Source organism: Methanobrevibacter sp. TMH8 (assembly GCF_020148105.1).
GTDB lineage: Archaea > Methanobacteriota > Methanobacteria > Methanobacteriales > Methanobacteriaceae > Methanobinarius.
Window position 1 is genome coordinate 16,133 of the sequence record NZ_JAHLZE010000013.1, and the last position, 23,913, is coordinate 40,045.

The following is a 23,913-nucleotide window of genomic DNA, read 5'->3' on the forward strand; positions in this document are numbered from 1 at the left end:
AAAAAATTAATATAAAACCCTAAATCTCAAAAAATAAAAGAAAAAAATTTTATGAATCGTCCTCATTTTTTTTAAAAAAAAAGTGAGACTAATAAAAAATGTAAAAAATGAGATATGAAAGTTAATTATATCTCAAATAAATTATTTATTTTTGTTTTTTGTTTAATGTTTTAGGCTAATTGATTTTTTGTTGTTAGCTAGTATTATTTCTTTGTTTTTGTTTTTGGGATCGATTTGGAAGTGTGCTATGCAGTATCTGTGATTTGCCCTGTCGGGAAAGTAGCTGACGATTATTGATATTTTCTTACCTGGTGCTATTGATTTGATTTTGATGTATTTGGTTTTGATTTTAACTCCATTTCTCATATGGAAAAGAGCTAAAACAGTAGCCTTAGATTTCAAACTTCCAGTATTAGCTATTGTAACTCTATATGTAGATACTCTTTTCTTAAAAGACAATTTTTTAATTGATGTGATTCCCAAGTTGGTTTTAGGGTTGACTTTTTGCACTTTTGAAATAGTTAAAGATTTGTAGTTGTTGTCTCCTGTGAATTTTACAGAGAATTTATGTTTTCCTCCTTTCAAACCAGCTACTTTGAAAACAGCTATTCCTTTATTATTTGTAGTTGCTGTATAAGTTCTCTTGTTAATAGTTAATGAAATCTTTTTACCTTTCAATATGTTTCCATCAGTATCTTTTAAAGTTACTTTTATGTTTGTTTTTTCACCTTGATTAATAGTTGGTGAAGAAATTATAAAGCTAACATTTTTGACACCAGCAATAACATTAAAATTACTACTATTAGTAAACCCATTGTAAGCATTGTTTCCTGCCCAAGAAACAGAAACATTGATATTTCCAGTACGTGTTGGTTTATAAGCTAAAATCCAACGACCATTACTATCTGTAGTCACATTATATGCAACACCATCAACAGTAACAGTAATTACAACATTATCTAAAGGATTACCATCATCATCAGTAACTATACCAGTAATATTAACAGTTTTACCAGTACGAGCATCATCTGGAACAACAATAGTTGAACTAGTATTACCTTTAGAAGCATTAAACTCCAAAAACACATACTGCTCATCCACTAAAGCATCAATAGCATGTATTCCTTCACCAGGAATAGTGAATTGATGAACAAATAGATCATCAGTAGTAGTATTGTAGCTTTCACCATTAAAAAGTCCAGTAATGACAAAGTAAGGTAAGTTTTCAACACCCTCATTAGTAAGAGTAGTATTCAAAACTAACAAAGCAAAATCCACTTTATCTCCAACACGAACATTATCCAAACTAGTGAGATTAGTAATATTCAAGATATAATGATTATTAGTATCAAAACCAATAACCTTACTACTAATATCATTTACTCCCCACCAATTATAATCAAAATTACTACCAGCATCAGTAGTTGCAAAATCTAAACCAACACTAGCAATTATACGATTATAATTAACAGTCAAATTAACAGGACTAGGACTCCACTCTGCAAAACCAATACCCGTGTTAACTGCAAAAATAGTATTACCTTTAACAAGAATATCACTTAAAACAACACCATTTAACTCAAAATAAAGACCAACATCATCACTTTTAAAAGTATTATTCAACAAAGACAAACCACTAAACTGATCATAGGAATAAATATACATAGCATAATCAATACCAGTAATATTATTCCCAATAAAGCTCAAAATAGTGTTGTTGCTGCTAGATGCAGACAGATAAACACCATCCCCTGTTCCTGTGATGTTATTGTTGGTAAAATTTATGGTGTTGTTACTGCTGTATACACCCAGATAAACACCATACCCTGAGTTTCCTGTGATGTTATTGTTGGTAAGATTTATGGTGTTGTTACTGCTGTATACACCCAGATAAACACCATACCCTGAGTTTCCTGTGATGTTATTGTTAGTAAGGGTTATGGTGTTGTTGCTGCTGTATGCAGACAGCTCAACACCATACCATGAGTTTCCTGTGATGTTATTGTTGGTGAGAGTTATGGTGTTGTTGCTGCTGTATGCAGACAGCTCAACACCATACCAGGTTCCTGTGATGTTATTGTTAGTAAGGGTTATGGTATTGTTATCGCTGTATACAAACAGAGCAACACCAGCCCATGTTCCTGTGATGTTGTTGATGGTGAGGGTTATGGTATTGTTGCTGCTGGATGCAGACAGAATAACACCATACTCTGTTCCTGTGATGTTGTTGTTGATGAGGGTTATGGTATTGTTGCTGCTGTATGCATCCAGAGCAACACCATACCATGAGTTTCCTGTGATATTGTTGTTGTCGAAAAATAGTGAATTATCACAGTACGCAACATTAAAACGCACACCATAAGAATTAATTGGATTATTAGCTGTGATATTATTATTTTTTGCTGAAATACCAACAGTGGAACCACTACTAGCATTCACATAAACAGCACCATAAGCACTGCTACTAACAGAAGAAATTATAGTATTATTCTCTAGCGATATACCAGATAAGTCACCACTACCATCGATATTAATACTAATATCATTTGTAGTAATATTATTACCTATAACTGATAAACCACCAATATTCGAGCGTATAGCTGTCTGATAGCCACTAATATTCAAATTAAGAATCTGAACATTCTTAGCTGTGATGTTAAAAAGAGTACCTCCAGTATTGCTTTTTATATTCACTTTGCCGTTTGATTTTATATTAACTTTCCTTGAAACATTCAAATTATAAAGAGAATCAATATAATCTCCTTCCTCAAGAACAATATCATCATCCCCTACACCAGTGTCTATGAAATTCTGAATATCAGAAGAACTACTACCACTATTAAAACTCGCAGCACTAACACTAGACAAACTAAAAAGCAACAAAACAGCTACAAGTAATAAAATAAATGGTATAATACATTTATTTTTTATAAACAATATTTTCTACCTCCTTTTTTTTATATTGATTAAAAATTATGTTTAAATAGTCATAATAAATTAAAGAGCATTCTAAAAAAAAAGAATCTTATTTTTATAACAATATAGTTGTAAAATTCTTAATATAAAGCACGATTTACCCTTTTTTATATACTATTTACGATATTTTTTTGATTAATAAAAATAATAATGTGGATTATATAAAACTACTCCCCAAAAAAGTTGCATTTATTAATTTCACATTAAAAAAAAGCATTTACTCAAAATTTTTTTTCTTTAAAGCTTTTATAAAATCTTTTATTAATCAAAAAAAGATTATTACAACTCACAATCATAATATTATACATAATCTTTTTTTCATTAATACAAAAAATATAAAAGAACTAACTATAGACTAATTAACTAATTAAAAAAAATCTGAAAAATATACATAATTATTCATCCCCTACATAAAACTTCCTTAACTCAGAAAAAAGACTTCGTTAAACATAAGTTAAACGCATAAAAAATAGAAAAAAATAGATAATTTACAAAAAAAGAACAAAAAATTATTTAAAATAAATATAAAAATATTATAAAAATAACAAAAAGTATTAATATTATACAAATTTTAAATAGAAAACATATTGAACACAATAAAAAAAGTTCAAAAAACAAGTTAAAAATCCAAAAAGATGTCGTTTAACTTATGTTAAACGAAGTAAAAAAAAATAATCCAAAAATAATAATTTCAGATAGTGTAATATATTCTTTCTATATAACTATAACTTGATAAACTGAGTATATAAATATTACGATTTTGTAATAAATATTTTCCAATAAAAACATGATCATGCCAATAATATATAAGAACAATTATATGAAAAAAGAGAAAAAGAAAAAAATTTTATAAATCAACCTCCTATCATAAAAAAATTAAATAAAATTAAATTAAAATAAATTAAAATAAATTAATTATTTAATTATAAATTAATTTTCATAGCATAAATCATAAAAATTATAAAAAATTATTAAATTAAAAATTTTCAAAATAATTTTTTTATTAAAATAAATATTAATTTTCTATAAAATATTTATTAAAAATAAAACCAGCAAATTCATAAAATAATTCAAAAAGTATAAAAAATACAAATGTTGAAATATTTAAAAAATCAACATAAGCTAGGGTAAAACCTGTAAAACTTTGATATAATCCTAATATAGCTAAGATAAAAATAGCTATCTTCATTGCAAACCTATAATCAAAAAATATCTTTAAAAATTTATTTTTTTCATAAAGAGTAATATTGTCATTACCCCACTCATCAATAAGAGCAGAAATCATACAAATAGCTAGAGTTATTATGCTGAAACCAGTTAAAATATTCCCATTTGTTCCAAATATGCCCCAAATAATAAACAATATTAAAAAAGTGAAAAGAGTAGCTACATGGTGAATTCCATCAATTTTAAGTGCTATAGCATTTCCAATTAAAATTCCGAGAAATATATAAGCAGCATCGATGTTATTACTAGCTAAATAAGCAATAGTTATCCCACAAAAAATACCTAAAATCACAGCTATAGATTTATTTGATTTTTCATCATATTCATCATCAGAAAATTTCATTAAAAATCCTGAAATTGAATATAAAAAGGCTAAAACAATTGAATTCAAAAGATTACCTCAAAATTATCACAAATTAAAATAATATTATAAAAATATATTATAAAAATATTATAAAAATATTATGAAAATATTATAATAATTATAAATGATTATATAAATTAAAAAATCACTTGTTAATTTTATCTAAAGCAGCTGCATAAATCAATGGGAATATAATAGTAATATCTCCAACTACAGAAACTAAATTTGAACCACATTTTGCTTTAGACCATGATTTAGCTTCTTCTAAAGGAGCTCCACTTAAACTACCTGTTTCACTCCTATCCATAGTAATTTGAATAGCTGCATCTACTCCACCTTTTAATAGATTGGAAGCAAGAGTATAATGTTTTGGAAGTCCACCTCCAAGAAGAATAGCCCCAACTTCATCTGCTCCAAAGACAATATCAGAAAGATCATGCATATCAGCTATAGCATCAAGTACAAGGTTGTTTTCTTGAGTAAACATCCAAAGCTGTAAACCAAACATACTGTCAATAATTCCAGGTGCAAAAATAGGAATATTGTTTTCAGCAGCTAACTTAAGTATAGAATTATCATCTTCAATTAGAAGACCTATTTCATACAATAAATCCTTAATAGAAATTATATTAGAATTTTCATTATAATTGGGTTTATTTGAATCAACCATATTAGTTGAATTATCTATATTGATTTTATTAGAATCATCAATAGAATTAGCTATTTTACTAAAAAGATTTATAATTTCCTTTTCAAAAACTTCAAAATCTTCAGATTTTGTATAAATATCTCCGATTCTACCCATTCCTGCTTCATTTAACTTTTCATCATCAAAACCATATTCCCTATAATGAGATCCTCCAAATGATTCTAAAAGATCATGAGTTATATTAGCTCCACTTGTTATTAAAACATCAATCTCTTTATTTTTTATCATTCTAGCTATAATATTTCGAAGTCCACCTGGAACAAGAGGTCCAGCTACACTCATGAAAACTTTCATATCATCATTAGACAACATATCAGATAAAAGTTCACAAGATCTTCCTACTCGACCTGCTCCTAAAACACCAGATGAATAAAATTCATTCATAAGGTCTAGAACACTCATATTTTCTTCAATATTCATTTGATTAACATTCATAAATAACACAATTAAAGGTTAATAAAAATAATATATTATAAATTTAACATTATTTTAAAAAATAATATTTTAATAATTAATATTTTAAAAAATAATATTTTAATAAATAATATTTTAATAATTAATATTATAATAATTAATATTATAATATAATTTACATTATGATTATATTTAAAATAATATATATCAATATCTAATCTTATAATAAATCTTATAATAGATATTAAAATAGATAATATATTTATGAAAATAATTAAAATCAAAAATTAGATATATATTAGATATATAAAACTATATTTCAACTTTATATCGAATTTCTTCAAAGGATGGAGCACAACAAGAACTAATATGGGAACAATTAATAGAATATGAAGAATAATTATTAAAAAGAGATTCTAACTCTTCAAAAACTTTATCAACTTTATCTTCTTCATAAATTCTAATAGTTCCAAGAAATTTAGGATCTCCAGAAATAATCGGTTGAATATTATTATTTTCTAAAATTTCAATGATTTTATCATTAATATCCATATTAAACCCCATTAAGCAATAAATAATAAATTAAGATTAAAATTAATATTTAATAATATTAATAATTACATCATAATATATAAAATTAAAAATCTAACAAACTAAAATTTAAGATTGATTATTAGATTTAATTACTGGAAAATCTTCTAAGTTTGTTATTGAGTTAACAACATCAGTTTTTGTGATGATGCCTTTAGGCACATCATTATCATCAACTAAAATTAATCTTCCAATATTTTGTTTATACATGATTTCAACAGCATTAGCTACTTTCATATTCTGATTAACAGTAACTACATCTTTTTGCATAACTTCTTTAACTTTTAAACCTTCTTTTGATTCAGCTAAAGCCCACACAATATCACTTAATGTTAATATTCCTAAGATTTTATTATTTTCAATTACAGGAGCACCATCTATAACTTCATTAGAAAGTAAGTTAGCTGCTTCTTTAATAGTGTCATTAGGATTTAAAAATAGAAGATCTAAAGTGGCAATATCTTTAACTGTTTTTTTAGGAATACTTCTTATTGTAGTAGTGTCTAAAAGAAGTATATTATCCATATCATCCCTACCAACTATTTCACCAATAATTCCAAGATTATTGACTGGAGTTGGACCAATTCGAACAGTATCGCCAAGATCTAAGTCTTTAATACTTCCTAAAACTTTAATAGCTGCTTCACATTCACCAGGGTTAGGAATACTAGTAAATTCAATTTTAGCTACAGAAACTCCTTCAAGACGATTTCCATCCTTAAACATTGGAACTTTAGATTCGTTATCAGTTACTGAAATGTTTAATGTGTGATAAGCTTCTATTGTAGGTTTATAACCCCCACGAGGTCCTGGAACTCCTTTAACCAAACTCAAACTCCTAAGAGATTGCATTTGATTACGGATAGTTCCCGGGTTTCTATTCATAACTTCAGCTATGTCTTCTCCCTTTATTGATTTACCATCTGATGTTTGATACAAATTTATAAGTGTTTGAAGAATCTCCTTTTGTACAGATGTAAGCATAACGCCACCAGCTAATATATTTTTATTTATTAAGAATTATCTTATATAATTAAGAATTTATCATTAATATTAATTATAAATTGTCTTTTAATAATATAAATATGTTTGTTTTTATAATAAAAAAATGGATATAAATATTGATAATTATGTAAACTCGAATAATATAGAAATAATTTAAAAAATAAAAACCAAAATAAAAACAAATGAAAGAAAAAATAAGGAAAAATAAAAAGGATAAATGAAAATAAAAAACTAAAATAAAGAAAAAATAAGGAAAAATAAAAAGAAAAAATAAATAAAAACTAAAATGAAGAAAAAATAAGGAAAAATAAAAAGAATAAATAAAAAGAAAAAATAAAACAAATAAAAGAAAAAGTAAGTAAATTAGTAAAAATTAATAAAATATATAATTATCTATAATTTATTTATCTATAATTTGTAATAGCTTTCTACTTCTAAATCACTTGGAATCTCAGTAGGGTATTCTTCATTTATACAACCTAAACACAGTTCTTCAGCTGGAATTCCAATTGCATCAACAAGGTCATCCAAATCAATGTATCCTAAAGAATCAACACCTAATTTATCTTTTATCTCTTCAACAGAATTATTAGCTGCAATAAGTTCTTTTTTAGTAGCCATAGCCACTCCATAGAAACATGGAGCAATTACAGGAGGGCATCCAATCATTAGATGAATTTCTTTTGCACCCGCTTCTCTAAGAACTTCAATTAATGACTCAGAAGTAGTTCCACGAACAATACTATCATCAATAAGAACTATTTTTTTGCCTTTAAGCTCAGATACAAGAGGATTCATTTTTAGCTTAACAGCTAACTCCCTTTCATTTTGAGTTGGCATTATAAAAGTTCGACCTACATATCTATTTTTAATTAAGCCTTCACCATATGGAATTCCAGAAGCTCTTGAATATCCAATAGCTGCAGGAATTGAAGAATCAGGAACAGGCATTACAACATCAGCATCCACAGGAAACTCTTCAAATAATTTTTTTCCAATATTCAATCTAACTTGATATACATTTTTTCCATCAATAGTACTATCTGGTCTGGCAAAATAGACATATTCAAACATACAATGAGAGTTTTTAGTCGTAGCAGCTTTTTCGATTATATGAGAATTAATTTTATCATTATCAAAATAGATAATTTCTCCAGGTTTAACATCACGGATGAAATTAGCTCCAATAACATCAAAAGCAACAGTTTCAGAAGCTACAATAAAAATATCGTCTTTTTCAGCAATAGCTAATGGTTTCATTCCAGCAGGATCACGAATAGCATATAAATCACCATTAACCATTATAACAAGAGAATAAGAACCCATAATAATATGAGATAGATTTTCTAAAGATTCAATCATATCATTATTTTTAGAAAATTCTTTTTTAATCAAATGACACAAAATTTCAGAATCTGTATCAGAAATAAATTCAACACCTTCATCTATCAATTCCCTACGTAGCTGTCCAGAATTGATAATATCCCCATTATGAGCAATAGCTATAGTATAATCATTAAAAGTAGTAACAAATGGTTGAGAATTTTCAAACTTTGATTGACCAGTAGTTGAATATCTTACATGACCAATGCCTACTTCACCATTTAGTTCATTGATCATATCTCCCCTAAAGGCATCAATCAAAAGTCCCATGCCACAATGATGATTCAAACCATTATGATCACCATTTGTATCATTTGTAATGTTATCACAATTAAAAGTAGCTATTCCTGCAGATTCTTGGCCTCTATGCTGTAAAGCATGTAAACCATAATAAATAAAAGAAGAAACGTCCTTAGATGAATCTTTAGAGTATATTCCAACAATACCACATTTATCTTTCAAGTCATAATCTCCGTAGTTTATTATTATAAAATTGAATTATAATATATATTATAATATATTAATTATTAATTAATTTAAAAATGGTTATTTTATTAAACTGATATCTATTAAATCATTTTTCATTTTAAATATATTTCATAAACTTAAATAATTTTTATAGTATATATCATTTAAAACATACATAGTTTTTATAATAATTATAACAGTTTATAAAAATCCATTAAGATTTATAAAAAATCATTAAATAGAAATAATTCATAATGAATTATATATTAATTATTTTTATTTTCTAATATAAATATTTTTAATTTAACAACATTTAATCCCAAAATTACAAAACCAATCTAAAAATACTAGACCTAATCCCAAAAGTTTCGGAATTGATTTGTAATATCATAATCATAGTCTTCATCTTCATCAATATATTTGTTATTACGACTATTATGATATTTATCATCAGATTTTTCATGATTATGTTCTTTATTATCATATTCACTTTTAGAACCATCATAATAATTGCCAGAATCTTTAGAAGAATCACTGTAAGATTCTTTATAAGAATCTTTATGGTAACTCTTATCAGAATCCCTTTTAGAATCATTATAATAACTATTAGAATATTTTTCATAATTATTATTTTCAGATTTTTGCTTTTTTTTATAGTAATCAATCATTTCTTCTTGAAGTTCATTATTATCATTTTCAACAAAAATAAGGGCCGTTTTTACAATTTTAAGCCAATCTACAGCATCTGATTTAGAAATAGTACCAATATAATCCTGACCAACAAGAACATTTTCAGGTCTAAATTTATTTGTTGCGATTACAACTTTATCAACATCTTCATCTGATAAAGCTTCATTAAAAATTTCAACCCAAAGTTCTTTAATTAGAAAAATCTCTAATAAATTTTTAGAATGCATATTAGAGTAACGAGATTTGAAATCAGTGAAATCAAGTTTAATTTCATCAATATGATTTTGAAGATCTTTTATTTCTTTATTTAACTCTTCATTTATTGTACGAAGATTTTTAGCTTCTTCAATTAACATATCATTTTCAAGAGATGTTTTTTCATTGATAGCTTGAGAATTTTCTAGATTTTTATTTAATTTAAGAATTTCTGATTTAACTTGGTTTACATTAGAAATATCAAAAATAGAAGCAAATCCTGCCCGAATTATTGAATTTTTTACCTCATTTTCAACATTTTTAATATCAGTTATTTCAATATCTCTGAGTTTTGGGAATTTTAGAAATTCAACATAATTCAAATCAGTCTTTAGATTATCATAAAACTTTGAAAATAGGATTTCTCCTTCTTCATCAGGATTAATAGCTATTAAAATTATATTTGAACCAAGAACAGCATTTTTAGCTATGTCAACATTGTTTGTAGTAATAATTGAAGAAATAATTATATTGAAATCATCAAAAAGAGAAATATTTTTTATAGCTTTTGAAAGAAATTCAGATTTTTCAGGACCATCAACAATAATTCTAACATCAACAGGCCGATTAATTAATTCAGTTTCTTTATTAATAGTTTCTTTATTAATGTTATTAACACCATTAGTATTTGTATTAGTATTATTATTAATATTATTATTAGACTCATTCAAACTAAAATCATTGAACGCTTCAATAAAATTATTAGTATCTATTCTTTTATCAATATCATTTTTAGAATTATTATTTCGAATATTTTCAGTTTTACTACTATTAATTTTATCAACATTTAAATTATCATCTGAAGGATCCCTAACACGATCATCATCAAAATTATCATAAAGAATCTCTGGAATTATATTATTCTCCTTGTTTTTCTCATTAAAATCATCAAAATTAGAATCAGAATTATAATTAGGATTATTTGAATAATTACGCTTTTTTTGATTATTATGATTATCGAAATCCATTTAATCGACCATATTATTAAATATATAATAGCTATAGATTTTAAGAAACCTAATTAATTATTGTATTTTATAATATAAAAATATAATTAATAAAAAAGATAACCTCTTTAAATTACAAATTTACATATTTTTAAAAGGTTTTCCATGTCCTGTGTAAATAATGGAAGCAGAAGAATTTTTAATAAAGTCAACACTTTGTAACATTTCTTCTTTATTTTCAAAAATCTTAGATGGAGAAGGAGAAAAATGATTCATCATTGCATCACCAACAAAAAATTTATCATTATCAACCATTAAACCTATAGAACCTTTAGTATGGCCAGGAAGAGAATATACTGTTCCATTAATACCAAATTTTTCAAGAGATTGTTTATTTTTAAGAAAAACATCAATATCAAACATGTCTAAATTAGATATAGGGTTTATCATTTTACTTGTAATTTTTAAAATCCTACCTACAAAATCATAAGGATATAATTTAGGTTCATTTCCATTTTTAACAATATCATAATCTACTTCACTCATTGCAATAGGTATTTCTAGTTCTTTTGATAAGTAATGTGCATTAGCTATGTGATCAATATGGTAATGAGTTAAGATTATTAAATCAACTTTTTCATTTTTAATATAATTATAAATAGATTTTCTATCAAATTTTATCCCAGTATCAACTAAGACACAACTATCCTCTTCTTTAATTAAGTAAACTTTAGCCATATTTCCAAAAATTTTAATTTCTGTCATTTTTAATCCCTTACACATTATAAAATTAACCTTTCATAAAATATATTATAAAATTAACTATTTAGAATACAAATTAGCTATTAATAAATTAAAAATAAACTAAATAATAAACTAAAAATAAAATGAAATAAGTAAAATAAAATAAAAGTAAAATAAAAAATAATAAAATTTATTAAAAAATATTGAAACTCTTAATAAAATAAGAGTTAAGATATTAATATAATTATAATAATTATAACAATATAATAAAAACAATTATACAAAAACAATTATACTAATCTTTGACCAGTAATTGTCTTTTTATTTTGCCAGCTGTAACTTCTGATTCTTTTTGATTTACCGAATCCACAAGAAGCACAGACTTTTTTACGTACGTGGTAAGCATTTCTTCCACATCTTCTACATCGTATATGGGTTTTTTTATTCTTCTTACCCATTGAAGGTGTTCCTTTCATGATTATCTCCTCCTTTTATCCTCTATAATTTGTAATCTTAATTAGCTCATATTAATAATATTAGTAAATAAGTATCTTATTAATTGTTAAATAAGTATCTTATTAAAATATATAATTTTAAAATACATATCAAGAATTAATTCGTTTTAAGTAATTAACATATAATCAATACAATCTTATTAATTAAAATAATCCTAAAATAATACATAATCCTATTTATCAATCTTAATACAATAAAATAAATATGATAATATATGTATACTTCATAGCATATGTATATAGTTCATAGCTATAGCTAATGAAGAATTTTAAAACACAAAACAATAAAATATGTATTTAATGAATATTTATTGATATGATTTATTTATATAATTTTAATAGTATGAATGATTTATGAGAATAGCTATTGAAAATTAATAGCCAAATCAAAATCTAAGGTGAAATATAAACTATATTGTCTCCTCTAATGAGCACAGTTCCTAGTCTTCTTGTTACTTCTCCTTTTTCTAATTCTTCAGCATCATTAAGAACTAAGTTCATATGTAAGTCGAAGCTTTTAAGTATACCTCTGAATTCACGATCTCCTTTTAATTTTATTAAAACTGGAGAGTTAGTTGCTTTGCCTAATGCATCAAGTGGTCTTTGAACATAACCTTGTTGTCCGCTCACGTTAATCACCTATTAATATATACTATAATAATTATGAATTAATCTATATTTAAATGTAACTGTTAATTAAATATAATCAATAAATTTTAATTAACAATCTTATCTTAATAAAATTCTATTAAATTCGATCAAAATTTTCTTAAAATCCAGAAAATATGCTATATATAAAGTAGATATCTTTTAAAAATTATAATAAATAATTATTTAAAAGACCATAATAGCTAATTTCCAATTTTAAATATTTAATGATAACTATATTATATAATCAACTTATATATAAATATTTTGATTAATTAGTAAAAAGTCATAAGGAAAATAAGTAAAAATTAGATAATATGGAAAATAATTAAAAAATAGATAAAGTAAATACAAAATAAAATTATTTAGAATAATTAAATAATCATAAATAATCATAATTATCACAATTGTCATAGAATAAAACAAATAATCATAAAATAAAAGTATTAAGAATGACATAATAAAATATGTAAAATATGTAAATATGAAAATTTTATAGATAAAAATAAAAATATACATAATAATATAGAGATATTAAAAATAATCTGAAATACATAGAAAAATAACAAAAATGAAAATAAAAGAAATTAATTAAATAAAAAAATAACTAGAGAAATAAAAATAGGATTCACATGAAATCCTGTTAAAATGATAATTAACATATTATAAAAGGTGCTTATTTTGAAGGTTAAACAAAGGTATCATCTTAAAAAGAAAAAATTAAAAGAATTAAAAAGAGATTTAGGGGAATATTCTGATTTAATCTCAAATAAATCTAGTGTTGAATTTTTAGAAGTTGATCCTAATCCATTTGTTCTTGTTGATGGTAAACCAGCAGTAATCATAATCAATGAAAAGCCATTTCCAACACTTAAAGCTGCTTTAGAAAATGATATTGGTGGGAAAAAAGTAACAGTTGATATGGGAGCTGTTAAATTTGTAACAAATGGTGCAGACATAATGAGTCCTGGAATTGTGGCCAGTGACAAAGATGTAAAATCTGATGATGTTGTTGTAGTAGTAGAAGAGACCCATAAAAAACCATTAGCTATTGGTATTGCGTTAATTTCTGGAGAAAAAATGGTTGAAAATGATTCTGGAAAAGCTATTGAAAATATCCATCATATTGGTGATGATATCTGGAATTTGGAAATTTAATTTTAATTAAGTAGTCTAATTTTTATTTATAAGGTGATATAATGGTAGAACTAAGATATAATGCTGGAAATGTATTTAATCCTTTAGTACACAAAATAGGAATAATAGCTTTAGGATCACATTTAGAAAATCATGGCCCTGCATTACCTATTGATACTGATGCTAAAATAGCTGCATACATTGCTCTTCAAGCTTCTCTTGAAAGTGGAGCTAAATTTCTTGGAATTATTTATCCTGCTCATGAAATTGAAGAAATAAATCATGGAATTCATTATTCTCTTGAAGAATTAGCTGATAATATAACTAAAACATTAAAAGCAGCAAAAAAGTATTTAAAAATTGAAAAAGTAGTTATCATCAATGCCCATGGAGGGAATCTTCCATTATTCCAATATCTTGATAAAATTGAAGATGATGCATTATTAGATATTGTTCTGCTTAATAATACTATTATTGAAAATGAAGGACCACATGGAGGTTCTGGAGAATTATCTATGGGAAAAGTTCTTGGAATCCTTGATGAAGAAGAAATTATTAATCAGACAAACCTTGAAGTTTATGGCGAAGTTGGATTAAGTCAATTTAAAGAAGCTAGAAAAAATGATCCAGGAATTGAAGAAGGTGCTTCAGAAATCGAAAATAATGGAGTTTATCTTGATATTAACTATGGAAAACAGCTGTTAAACTTAGCTATAAACTCAGTTTTACTTGATGTTGAAAAAATATTAGATTATTAAATCTTCGATTTAAAAATAAAAAATAGAAAATAAAAATATGAAATATAAAACAGAACTATGAAATATAAAATAGAAAAAAAATAAAGAATAAACTAAAAAAGAAAATCAAGTATTATTTGACTTTTTAGTTGTTTCAGAACCATCCGAATTAGAATCTGAAGATGAATCTTTATTATCATTACCATTATCATGGTTTACAGTTTTATTAGATCCACTACCTGAAGAAGAGTTACTAGTTGAAGTATCAGTTTTTTTACTTGGCAAATAATTTTGAGAATTATTTGAAGAACTAGTATTCACTTCTAATGCAAATGGATTAGAAGAATTATCATTAGTAGAATTAGTATCATTACCCAAATTTAGAAGATTAAAACCAGTAATATCTCCTGTAGAAAAAGCTACTACAGAACTTATTCCAAAAGCAACAATAGCTATTATAAAAACTACAACTAATTTAGCTGATTTACTTTCACTCATATAATCACCAATAGTATAATAAATAAACTATCTTAATAAATAAAAAATTAATATTAAAAATCTATTAAAACATAATATTGTCAATCTATAGATTTAATTTAATTAATTTATTATATCTTTTATATTCTATTTAATTATATCCTATTTAATATTTACACTATTTAATATTTACATTTTATATAAATTATAATTTTATTATAAATCAAAATTAATTAAAAAATTATAAATTTTATAATTAACATAATAAATTCAAAATGCATTTAATTTTTTTAATTTAATAATTTCTAATTTAATAAAAATCAAACAAAAAATTTAATTAATAGAATAATCATCATATTCTTTATTTATAGTCCTTAAATTTATTATAATATATATTAATAATCTTATTTATAATCATCTATAATATAATAGATATTTAGTAATTTTTAATATTATTTAGTCCATTTTGATAAGTTTTTGTTGAAAGTTCTAGAATAGATAAATCTAAGTATTTTAGAAAACAAGTCCTCTGATAATTTTTTCATCAAAGTTTAAAGGAACTCTAATGTTTTGACACAAACAGTATTTAAATTTTATTTTATTTAGATTTCCCAATATAAAAGATATAAATTTAAATTTTACAAAATTATAAATTCTATTTTTAAAAATATGTGTCAATTAATGCATATTTCATATAAAACAAATATTATACCTAGGTAAATTCTTCATAAAATCAAATTTTTTGTTTATATTATTTAAAAATATATGATAATCTATTATTTTTAAATTAATGATATAATTAAGGATTAAATAAAATTTAAAGTATTTATAAAACATTATTTCTTAAAAGTATTTTAAAGAGTAGAACAATGATAATTTAGCTTATTTAAAATATTCAAAATCATTCTACTAAGTATTTAATAAAATAAATATCCAAAATTCTTTTTAATCAAACTTTAGATATTTATAGAAAAGAGGTGATTTTGTTTAATCTTAAAATTATACATCAAAATTAAATAAAGCACATACAATCGTTTTTCAATGATTAATAAAATAATTTATTATTTATAAAATCATTTTAAATCTAAAAAAAGATTTTTATCAATTTAAATTTAAAATAACATCACTGAAGATTGATAATGATGAAATAAATAAAAATCTATCCCATCATGAAAAATTATATAGAAATTATAGAATAGTAAATATTTTATATTTAATATAATGAAATCATTAATATCCTAAAAAATCATTATAATTCATTCAATAGTAAATAAAAGGTTTTATATCTAAGTATAGGAACGATAAATGGAAATGTTTAAATATAAGATATATTAAATATAATTACATCACTAAAAAGTGATGCCAAACAAATAAAATGAAAAATAGGTGAAACAAATGAACAAGAGAAGATTAGTAGTGATTTTATTGTTAATAGTTGCAATTCTAGGTTTTACAATCTCAGTTGCATCAGCAGCAGTTGGAACTAAAACAACAAATATAGTAGATGGAAAATATAGTCAAATTAATATAGGTAAAGGAGACATAGTATATACTGCATATGACAGTAAATACAGTGGCCAATCTGGAAAATCAAGATTATTGACAATTTTGGGTATGAAAAATAATGATAAGTCTTATTCAAAATACCATAATATAATAAAAGTAAAAATTACATATAAAAATGATAAAAATAATAAAATATTATCAAAAATATATAAAACTAAGTCAAAAGGATTTACCCAAGTCGTTCCAAAAGGATGGACACCAAAAAAAGCAACAATAATGTATAAAACTGTTAATCCACTGCTTAAAACAAAAACACTAAAAGTTATTGATGGAAAAGTTAAAAAGGTTAATATTGGAAAAAATGACTATTTGAAATTAGCATATTCCACTAAACCAATTGGTATAACACAAGGTACAAGACAAATTTTATTAAGAATTCAAAATATAAAATTAGCTAAAAACTATCATGAAATAACCGTAGCAAAAGTCATATTTCAAAATGATAAAACTAAAAAAATAGTTTCAAAACTATTTAAACCATCTAATAATAAATATCTCTCTGTTATTTCATATACAGTTCCTAAAGGATGGACACCGAAAAAAGTAATAACACAATATAAAAGTTTAGCTCTCTAAGATCAATTGAATCATGAGTTTACTTTAATAAATAAAATTTCCATTTTTAATTATTTTTATTTTATTATTTTTATTATTTTAATTATTTTTATTTTTTAAATTATTTTTATTTTATTATTGTTAATTATTTTTATTATATTTTCATTGTTTTAAATTGTATCATGTAACTAATCATTATCAATTAATTACTCATCTTCTTTTTTAATTAATCAAATGAAATTATTAATAGTTTTATTTATTAAAAATTTTTAAAGAAATTCAAAAAAAATCATTAAATTTAAGTTATATATATTAAAATATGATAATATGAAAACAATATCAAAGTCATATCAAGTTGAATTAGAGATAAAAAAATCACAATTTATTTGTAGATTATTCCCTGCAAAGGATTCAGCTGAAGCAAAAGAGATAATAAGGACCATATCAACAAAATACAATGATGCAACACATAATTGTTCTGCTTATATTGTTATTGATGGAGAAGCTTATGATGATGATGGGGAACCGAGTGGAACTGCTGGAAAACCAATGCTAAATGTTTTAAAGAAAAATAATCTCAATAATATTGTAGCTATTGTAACAAGATATTTTGGAGGAATAAAACTTGGTGCTGGAGGATTAGTTCGAGCATATGGTAAATCTGTAATCGAAGCTTTATCAATAAGTGATATAGTTGAAATAGAAGAATATAAAACATATGAGTTATCATTTGACTACTTCAATATAAAAACAATTGAAGAATATATTAGGAATTATAATATAATTATTTTAAATAAAGAATTTAGCGAAAAAGTGAATTATAAAATAGCTATTAAAAAAGAAGAAGATATTGAACCTTTTAAAGAGAAATCGAAAAAAACAGCGAAAGTTGAGTTTTTAAATAATGAATACTTGAATTTAAATGCAAAAGACTAATATATTATTTATTAATTTAATTCAATATCATTAAAAACATTATTTACATAAATAGGTTAATAATATGAACAAATACTGAAAAAAAAGAGAAATAATATGAAAAATAATAATGATAATAATATGAAAAAATAATATGAAAATATAAAAAAATAATAAAAAAATAAAAATAAAAAATAGAATAAAATAAAAAATAATTAAAAATAATCAAATAAAAGAAATTAAAAAATTTAAATTATTCAATTAATTTAACTAGAACTATTTCCAGAGTCACCACCATCATTAGAATCATCTGCAGGAGGCTCGGGTTCCTCATTTGGAGGTTTTTCATTATTTGAACCTGATGAAGATCCTTGATTACTGCTTGAAGTCTTTTTTGTAGAAGTTGGTTTACTATCTGATGTTGATATTTCAGATGTTGTGTTATTTGTAGTATTATTAGCATCCATAACAGAAGTGTTAGTTTGATTTACATCAGTATTTGCACCACCATTACTCATCAATAAAATCACTCCAACACCTGCAGCAACAATAACCACTATAACAGCAGCAATTATTAAAGTAAGCTTGTTTTCATCCATTAAATCACCTTAAATAATAAATATAATATCAAATTTATTAATAATACCTTCAATATAGCTAATAACAATATTAGACAAATTAGTTTTAATAATATTTGATTTATTGCATTGTTAATATGATATTATTTTTTATATATAAATACCTTGTTATATCTTTTATATCTTTTTATAAAATTTATATCAATTAATTGATTAAATCAAAAATTAATACTATAAAATATAAAATATAGTGAATAAATAATACTAAGTATTATAATTAATCAAATTCCTTTATAATTTCATTTCTTCTTCTTTCTTTTTAGAAAGTTCTAAACCTAATTCACTAAGTTTGAATTTTTGAACTTTTCCACTAGCAGTCAAAGGAAACTCATCAATAAAAAAAACGTGTTTTGGAACTTTATATCTTGCTATACGTTCAATAGCATAATCACGAACATCTTCTTCTGTTAAATCAGATTCTTCTTCTTTTATAATGAAAGCTCCAACAATTTCCCCATATTTATCATCAGTAATTCCAGCTACTTGAGCATCTTTTACACCATCAATTGTAAAAAGAAATTCTTCAATTTCACGAGGATAAATATTTTCTCCCCCTCTGATAATCATGTCTTTTTTACGACCAACAATAGAATAATAACCTTCTTCATCAACCGTAGCTAGATCTCCACTATGTAACCAACCTTCTTCATCTATAACTTCATCTGTTTTATCAGGCATTTTATAATAACCTTTCATTACATTATAACCTCTACAACAGATTTCGCCAGTTTCACCAGGAGATAATTCTTCATTAGTTTCAGTATCTACAATCTTAACTTCAACTTCATCGAAAGCTATTCCAACAGTATTAGCTTTTCTTTCAATAGAATCATCTGCACTAGATTGAGTCATTCCTGGAGAAGATTCAGTTAAACCATAAACACTAGTAATTTCTGTCATATTCATCTTATCCATTACTTCTTTCATAGTTTCAATTGGACAAGTTGAACCTGCCATGATTCCAGTTCTAAGAGATGACATATCAAACATATCAAACATAGGATGGTTTAATTCAGCTATAAACATAGTTGGAACTCCATGAACAGCAGTACATTTTTCTTTTTGAATTGCAGATAAAACTAAAAGTGGATCAAACAATTCTACCATAACAAGTGTTCCACCATGAGTTAAAATAGCTAGAACACCTAACACAATACCAAAACAGTGAAAAAGAGGAACTGGAATACAAAGTCTATCTTCTTCAGTAAACTTCATACGATGGCCAATACCATATCCATTGTTTAAAATGTTTCTATGAGTTAACATAACCCCTTTTGGAAAACCAGTAGTTCCAGAAGTATATTGCATGTTTATAACATCTTCATTATTGAGAGAAGATTTGATTTTATTAAATTCATCATCATTTTGATGTTCACCAAGTAACATTAGCTCATTTGTATTATACATTCCCCTATGTTTTTCTTGGCCAACATAAATAACACTTTTAAGATGAGGATATTCTTCAGAATTTAATCTTCCTCTAGGATGTTGTTTTAACTCAGGAATAAGATCATTGACAATTTTAACATAATTAACATCATGGAATCCATCTATTATAGCTAATGCTTTCATATCAGATTGTTTTAGAATATAGTCTAATTCATGTTCTTTATAAGCAGTATTTACAGTTACAAGAACAGTTCCTATTTTAGCTGTTGCAAATAAAAATGTTAACCAATCTGGAACATTTTTTGCCCAAATACCAACATGATCCCCTTTTGTAATACCAATAGAAAGAAGACCTTTAGCTAACATATTTACTCTTTCATCAAATTCTTTATAAGTAAATCTTAAATCCCTATCTGGGTAAATTATAAATTCACGATCCCCTTGGGCTTCTACTTGCTTCTCAAAAAATTCACCTATAGTTTCTTCAGAAAAAACCATTAAATCACTTCATAATTTAATATAAATTAATAATTAAACACAATTATACAATCAATATAATAATATAACTAATATACTTAATATAATTAATATAATATAACTAACATACCTAAATAACACATTAAATTTTAATATAATTAATATAAACTAATATAATCTAATATAATCTAATACAATTTAATATAATTTAATATAATATCATAATTATAATAGATAATTATATTTTACAAAATTAAGGTTTTCCAATATCTTCTTCATTTCTTAAATGTCTGATCAAATTCTCTCTTATTTTATCAGGAATCGGTTCAGATTTTTTTTCAACAAAATCATAATGAACAATTACTGCTTTACCTTTAGCTTTAAGTTCTCCATCTTGCCATGCCTCATGACCAGTTGTAAAAGAAGAATTCCCAATACTTAGAACATAAGTACGAATTTCAACATCGGTTCCATAATACATTTGAGAAACAAAGTCAAATTCAGTTCTAACCATTATTAGTTTCCATTTTTCATAGCTAAGATCCAAATCAGGGGTGAAATATCTAAATATACCATTTCTTCCCATTTCGAACCAATCAGCTACAACAGTATTGTTAACATGCTTCAAACCATCAATATTACCGAATCTTGGAGTTACACAATCTTTAAACATAATATCCTCATTAATTTAAAAAAAATAGAAATTTTCAGCTCTTCAATAATTAGAGCGGAGTATATACAACAGCTAAAATTTTTGATATTTTCCCATTATAAGAATGAAGATGATGAGGAATTATAGAATCATAATAAATACTATCTCCTTTACTTACAATATAAGAATCTTGACCATATTTAACTTCGATTTCACCTTCAAGAACATAGATAAATTCTTCCCCTTCATGGGAAGAAAGATTGAATTCACCTTCATTTGTGTGAACATCAATTATAAATGGTTCCATATGCCTATCATTTTTACCTGCACCTAATGAATGAAAATCTAATGCACTAACATCAGTCTGATTCTCTTGACCTGAAAAGTAGACAACTTGTTCAGTTTTTCCATTTTTAACAACAACTGGACCATTTTGAGGAGCATCATCTAAAAAAGTTCCTAACCGAACTCCAAGAGACCTGGCTATTTTAGTAAGAGGAGTTAATGAAGGTACAGCATCACCTTTTTCTATACTATTTATAAGATCTAAGCTTAAATTAGTTTCTTTAGATAGGTCTTCTTTACTTATTTTTCGAGATTTTCTTAAATTCTTAATTTTTACTCCAATTTCATTCTTTTCAGCCATAATATCAACTTATAAAAATCATTAGTTACATTATATTTGTAAAATTATTATTATTATTATTATTATTATTATATTATAAAATAGATTAGTAGATAACAAAATCTAATAGATTGTTTAATTAATAAGTAAATCAACTATAATAAGTAAGTAAAATTATCTAATTAATTAAAAACAATCATTTTGTTTTTATTTATTATATTTACAAAAGATTATTAATTATTATTAAAATTTAAATTATTAGTTCTATTATTTACATTTCCATTACTATTATTTGAAGTATTTGTTGTGTTGTTAGTAACATTAGTAACATTTTGTACTTGAATAATAGCTTGGTTTGCAGTTAATGGAGTAAAATTACCATCTCCAACAGCTATTAACTCAGTAGTCCCATTATTTCCTGTAATGTTTAGCATTTTAAAAATTGTATTACCATCAGTAACAGATGCAACTACTGTGCTTGTACCAAAAGCAATGATAGCTATTGTTAATATAACTAAGAGATTTCCTTTTTTAATAGGATTCATCCAACCCACCAACATCCATAATTAATAATTATATTTAATAATTATATTAATAATATATTTTAATATATATTATATATTTCATTATCTATAATCCCATTATCAATAACAAATAATATATAATTATTATAATTATAATTCTTAAAATTATATAAAACTTAACAAACTTATATATCCTTATAATCCATTAGGTTTAGTATAACTAATAATTTAGTTTTAATATAATCTCACTATATTTCATGAATAAAAGTTATATTATTCAAAACTTTTATCATAATAATATATTTGTTTTATTAATATTTATATTTATATTTATATTTTTTTACTAATTATAAAAACCATTCTAATTTTTAAATGATATTTTTAAATAATTTAATAATTTTACAATTTAATAATCTAAATAATTTCAAATAATTTCTTATAATCCAAATAATCCAAATTATTCCTTTTATTTTTTATTAATTTTAATTCTCATTAATTTTAAATTATTTTCTAAAAATCTTGAATAAATCAAGATTCTTTTGAAAAATATTCAAAAATAATATAAATTTTTATAAAAATGTTCAGATAAAATTACTAATTTTAATAATAATGTTCTATAAATTCATAGAAACATTTATATATAACAAAAAACAAGATTAATATGTCGGAAAAAGGTTTCCGACTTCCTATAAGTGAAAGTATCGTGATATGAAAATGAAGTTATAATGGTCCAAATTCAAAAAAACTAAAAATAAATCAATATTTACATATTTAAATTATTAAAATCCCATATAAAAATTTAAATAAAACACTCCCCCCTTATTTTAAATCTATGATTTAAAATAAAATGAGTTATTTATAAACCCTAAATGATTTTTTGCAGTTTTTTTGGATTATTATTTCTTTAGTTAGATGCTTGTTTTAATTAATAAATAAAATTTGAGAATTTCATTAGAAATAGCTATCAATATTGAAAATATTTTAGTGAAATATTAAATTTTAGTTAATAAAACATAACTAACCAATTTAATCGATCTTTCACTTATTAAATTTTCAAAAATCGAATTAAAAAGATTCAAATTGAAAATGATTTGAATAAAATCGATATTGGAAATAAAAAATAAAGAAATAAATAAAATAATAAAATTTTTATTTTAATGTTTTAATAAAATTTTAACTTTTAATAAAATATTAACAAAATGAATATTCTGGATATATTTAAATAAAACAGAAAAATTATTTATAAAATAAATTAAAGTCACAGATCAATTTTAATTAAATAAAA

20 protein-coding genes are annotated in these 23,913 nt (G+C 23.9%); 4 read left to right on the forward strand and 16 right to left on the reverse strand.

Features of this window, described 5'->3' with window-relative positions:
- Positions 1–162 precede the first annotated feature (162 nt).
- From KQY27_RS03050 to KQY27_RS03095, 10 genes are all read right to left on the reverse strand, one after another.
- Positions 163–2,937 carry a right-handed parallel beta-helix repeat-containing protein gene (locus tag KQY27_RS03050; protein WP_224425109.1) on the reverse strand — a complete coding sequence of 925 codons (2,775 nt, stop codon included), beginning with the start codon at positions 2,935–2,937 and terminating at the stop codon, positions 163–165.
- Between the two features lie 1,054 nt (positions 2,938–3,991).
- On the reverse strand, positions 3,992–4,594 hold the full coding sequence (locus KQY27_RS03055; RefSeq protein WP_224425110.1) for a hypothetical protein: 603 nt from the start codon (positions 4,592–4,594) through the stop codon (positions 3,992–3,994).
- Positions 4,595–4,712: 118 nt separating this feature from the next.
- A complete protein-coding gene (locus KQY27_RS03060) occupies positions 4,713–5,711 on the reverse strand; it encodes a deoxyhypusine synthase (RefSeq protein ID WP_224425111.1) in 999 nt (332 codons plus the stop codon).
- 291 nt (positions 5,712–6,002) lie between these two features.
- Entirely contained in the window at positions 6,003–6,242 is a 240-nt protein-coding gene (locus KQY27_RS03065; RefSeq protein ID WP_224425112.1) for a hypothetical protein, read from the reverse strand.
- 108 nt (positions 6,243–6,350) lie between these two features.
- Positions 6,351–7,265 carry a CBS domain-containing protein gene (locus tag KQY27_RS03070; RefSeq protein WP_224425113.1) on the reverse strand — a complete coding sequence of 305 codons (915 nt, stop codon included), beginning with the start codon at positions 7,263–7,265 and terminating at the stop codon, positions 6,351–6,353.
- A gap of 429 nt (positions 7,266–7,694) precedes the next feature.
- On the reverse strand, positions 7,695–9,131 hold the full coding sequence (purF, locus tag KQY27_RS03075) for an amidophosphoribosyltransferase (protein ID WP_224425114.1): 1,437 nt from the start codon (positions 9,129–9,131) through the stop codon (positions 7,695–7,697).
- A gap of 359 nt (positions 9,132–9,490) precedes the next feature.
- Entirely contained in the window at positions 9,491–11,050 is a 1,560-nt protein-coding gene (locus tag KQY27_RS03080) for a hypothetical protein (RefSeq protein ID WP_224425115.1), read from the reverse strand.
- Between the two features lie 120 nt (positions 11,051–11,170).
- On the reverse strand, positions 11,171–11,794 hold the full coding sequence (locus tag KQY27_RS03085; RefSeq protein WP_224425116.1) for an MBL fold metallo-hydrolase: 624 nt from the start codon (positions 11,792–11,794) through the stop codon (positions 11,171–11,173).
- A 269-nt stretch (positions 11,795–12,063) separates the two neighbouring features.
- A complete protein-coding gene (locus KQY27_RS03090) occupies positions 12,064–12,255 on the reverse strand; it encodes a 50S ribosomal protein L37e (protein ID WP_342765737.1) in 192 nt (63 codons plus the stop codon).
- A gap of 426 nt (positions 12,256–12,681) precedes the next feature.
- Complete coding sequence (locus KQY27_RS03095; RefSeq protein ID WP_042704005.1) at positions 12,682–12,918, reverse strand: LSm family protein; 237 nt, start codon at positions 12,916–12,918, stop codon at positions 12,682–12,684.
- Between the two features lie 699 nt (positions 12,919–13,617).
- Here KQY27_RS03095 and KQY27_RS03100 point away from each other — a divergent pair.
- Together KQY27_RS03100 and arfB are read left to right on the forward strand one after the other, a co-directional pair.
- Positions 13,618–14,094 (forward strand): RNA-binding protein, encoded by a 477-nt coding sequence (locus KQY27_RS03100; RefSeq protein WP_224425117.1) that lies wholly within the window; start codon positions 13,618–13,620, stop codon positions 14,092–14,094.
- Between the two features lie 41 nt (positions 14,095–14,135).
- A complete protein-coding gene (gene arfB, locus KQY27_RS03105) occupies positions 14,136–14,831 on the forward strand; it encodes a 2-amino-5-formylamino-6-ribosylaminopyrimidin-4(3H)-one 5'-monophosphate deformylase (RefSeq protein ID WP_224425118.1) in 696 nt (231 codons plus the stop codon).
- A gap of 105 nt (positions 14,832–14,936) precedes the next feature.
- Here arfB and KQY27_RS03110 read toward each other — a convergent pair whose 3' ends face one another.
- Positions 14,937–15,308 carry a hypothetical protein gene (locus KQY27_RS03110; protein WP_224425119.1) on the reverse strand — a complete coding sequence of 124 codons (372 nt, stop codon included), beginning with the start codon at positions 15,306–15,308 and terminating at the stop codon, positions 14,937–14,939.
- A 1,374-nt stretch (positions 15,309–16,682) separates the two neighbouring features.
- Between KQY27_RS03110 and KQY27_RS03115 the strand changes: the two genes are divergently transcribed.
- Both KQY27_RS03115 and KQY27_RS03120 read left to right on the forward strand, forming a co-directional pair.
- Positions 16,683–17,429, forward strand: a complete 747-nt coding sequence (locus KQY27_RS03115; RefSeq protein ID WP_224425120.1) for a hypothetical protein — start codon at positions 16,683–16,685, stop codon at positions 17,427–17,429.
- Positions 17,430–17,735: 306 nt separating this feature from the next.
- Complete coding sequence (locus KQY27_RS03120; RefSeq protein ID WP_224425121.1) at positions 17,736–18,344, forward strand: YigZ family protein; 609 nt, start codon at positions 17,736–17,738, stop codon at positions 18,342–18,344.
- A gap of 245 nt (positions 18,345–18,589) precedes the next feature.
- On the opposite strand, the gene KQY27_RS03125 is transcribed toward KQY27_RS03120, so the two are convergent.
- The 5 genes from KQY27_RS03125 to KQY27_RS03145 all read right to left on the reverse strand — a co-directional run bounded on the left by KQY27_RS03125 (position 18,590) and on the right by KQY27_RS03145 (position 22,649).
- Entirely contained in the window at positions 18,590–18,922 is a 333-nt protein-coding gene (locus KQY27_RS03125; RefSeq protein WP_224425122.1) for a hypothetical protein, read from the reverse strand.
- 270 nt (positions 18,923–19,192) lie between these two features.
- On the reverse strand, positions 19,193–20,848 hold the full coding sequence (locus KQY27_RS03130) for an AMP-binding protein (RefSeq protein WP_224425123.1): 1,656 nt from the start codon (positions 20,846–20,848) through the stop codon (positions 19,193–19,195).
- Between the two features lie 232 nt (positions 20,849–21,080).
- Positions 21,081–21,500, reverse strand: a complete 420-nt coding sequence (locus tag KQY27_RS03135; RefSeq protein WP_224425124.1) for a thioesterase family protein — start codon at positions 21,498–21,500, stop codon at positions 21,081–21,083.
- Between the two features lie 49 nt (positions 21,501–21,549).
- Complete coding sequence (locus KQY27_RS03140) at positions 21,550–22,125, reverse strand: XRE family transcriptional regulator (protein ID WP_224425125.1); 576 nt, start codon at positions 22,123–22,125, stop codon at positions 21,550–21,552.
- A gap of 212 nt (positions 22,126–22,337) precedes the next feature.
- Complete coding sequence (locus tag KQY27_RS03145) at positions 22,338–22,649, reverse strand: hypothetical protein (RefSeq protein ID WP_224425126.1); 312 nt, start codon at positions 22,647–22,649, stop codon at positions 22,338–22,340.
- Positions 22,650–23,913 lie beyond the last annotated feature (1,264 nt).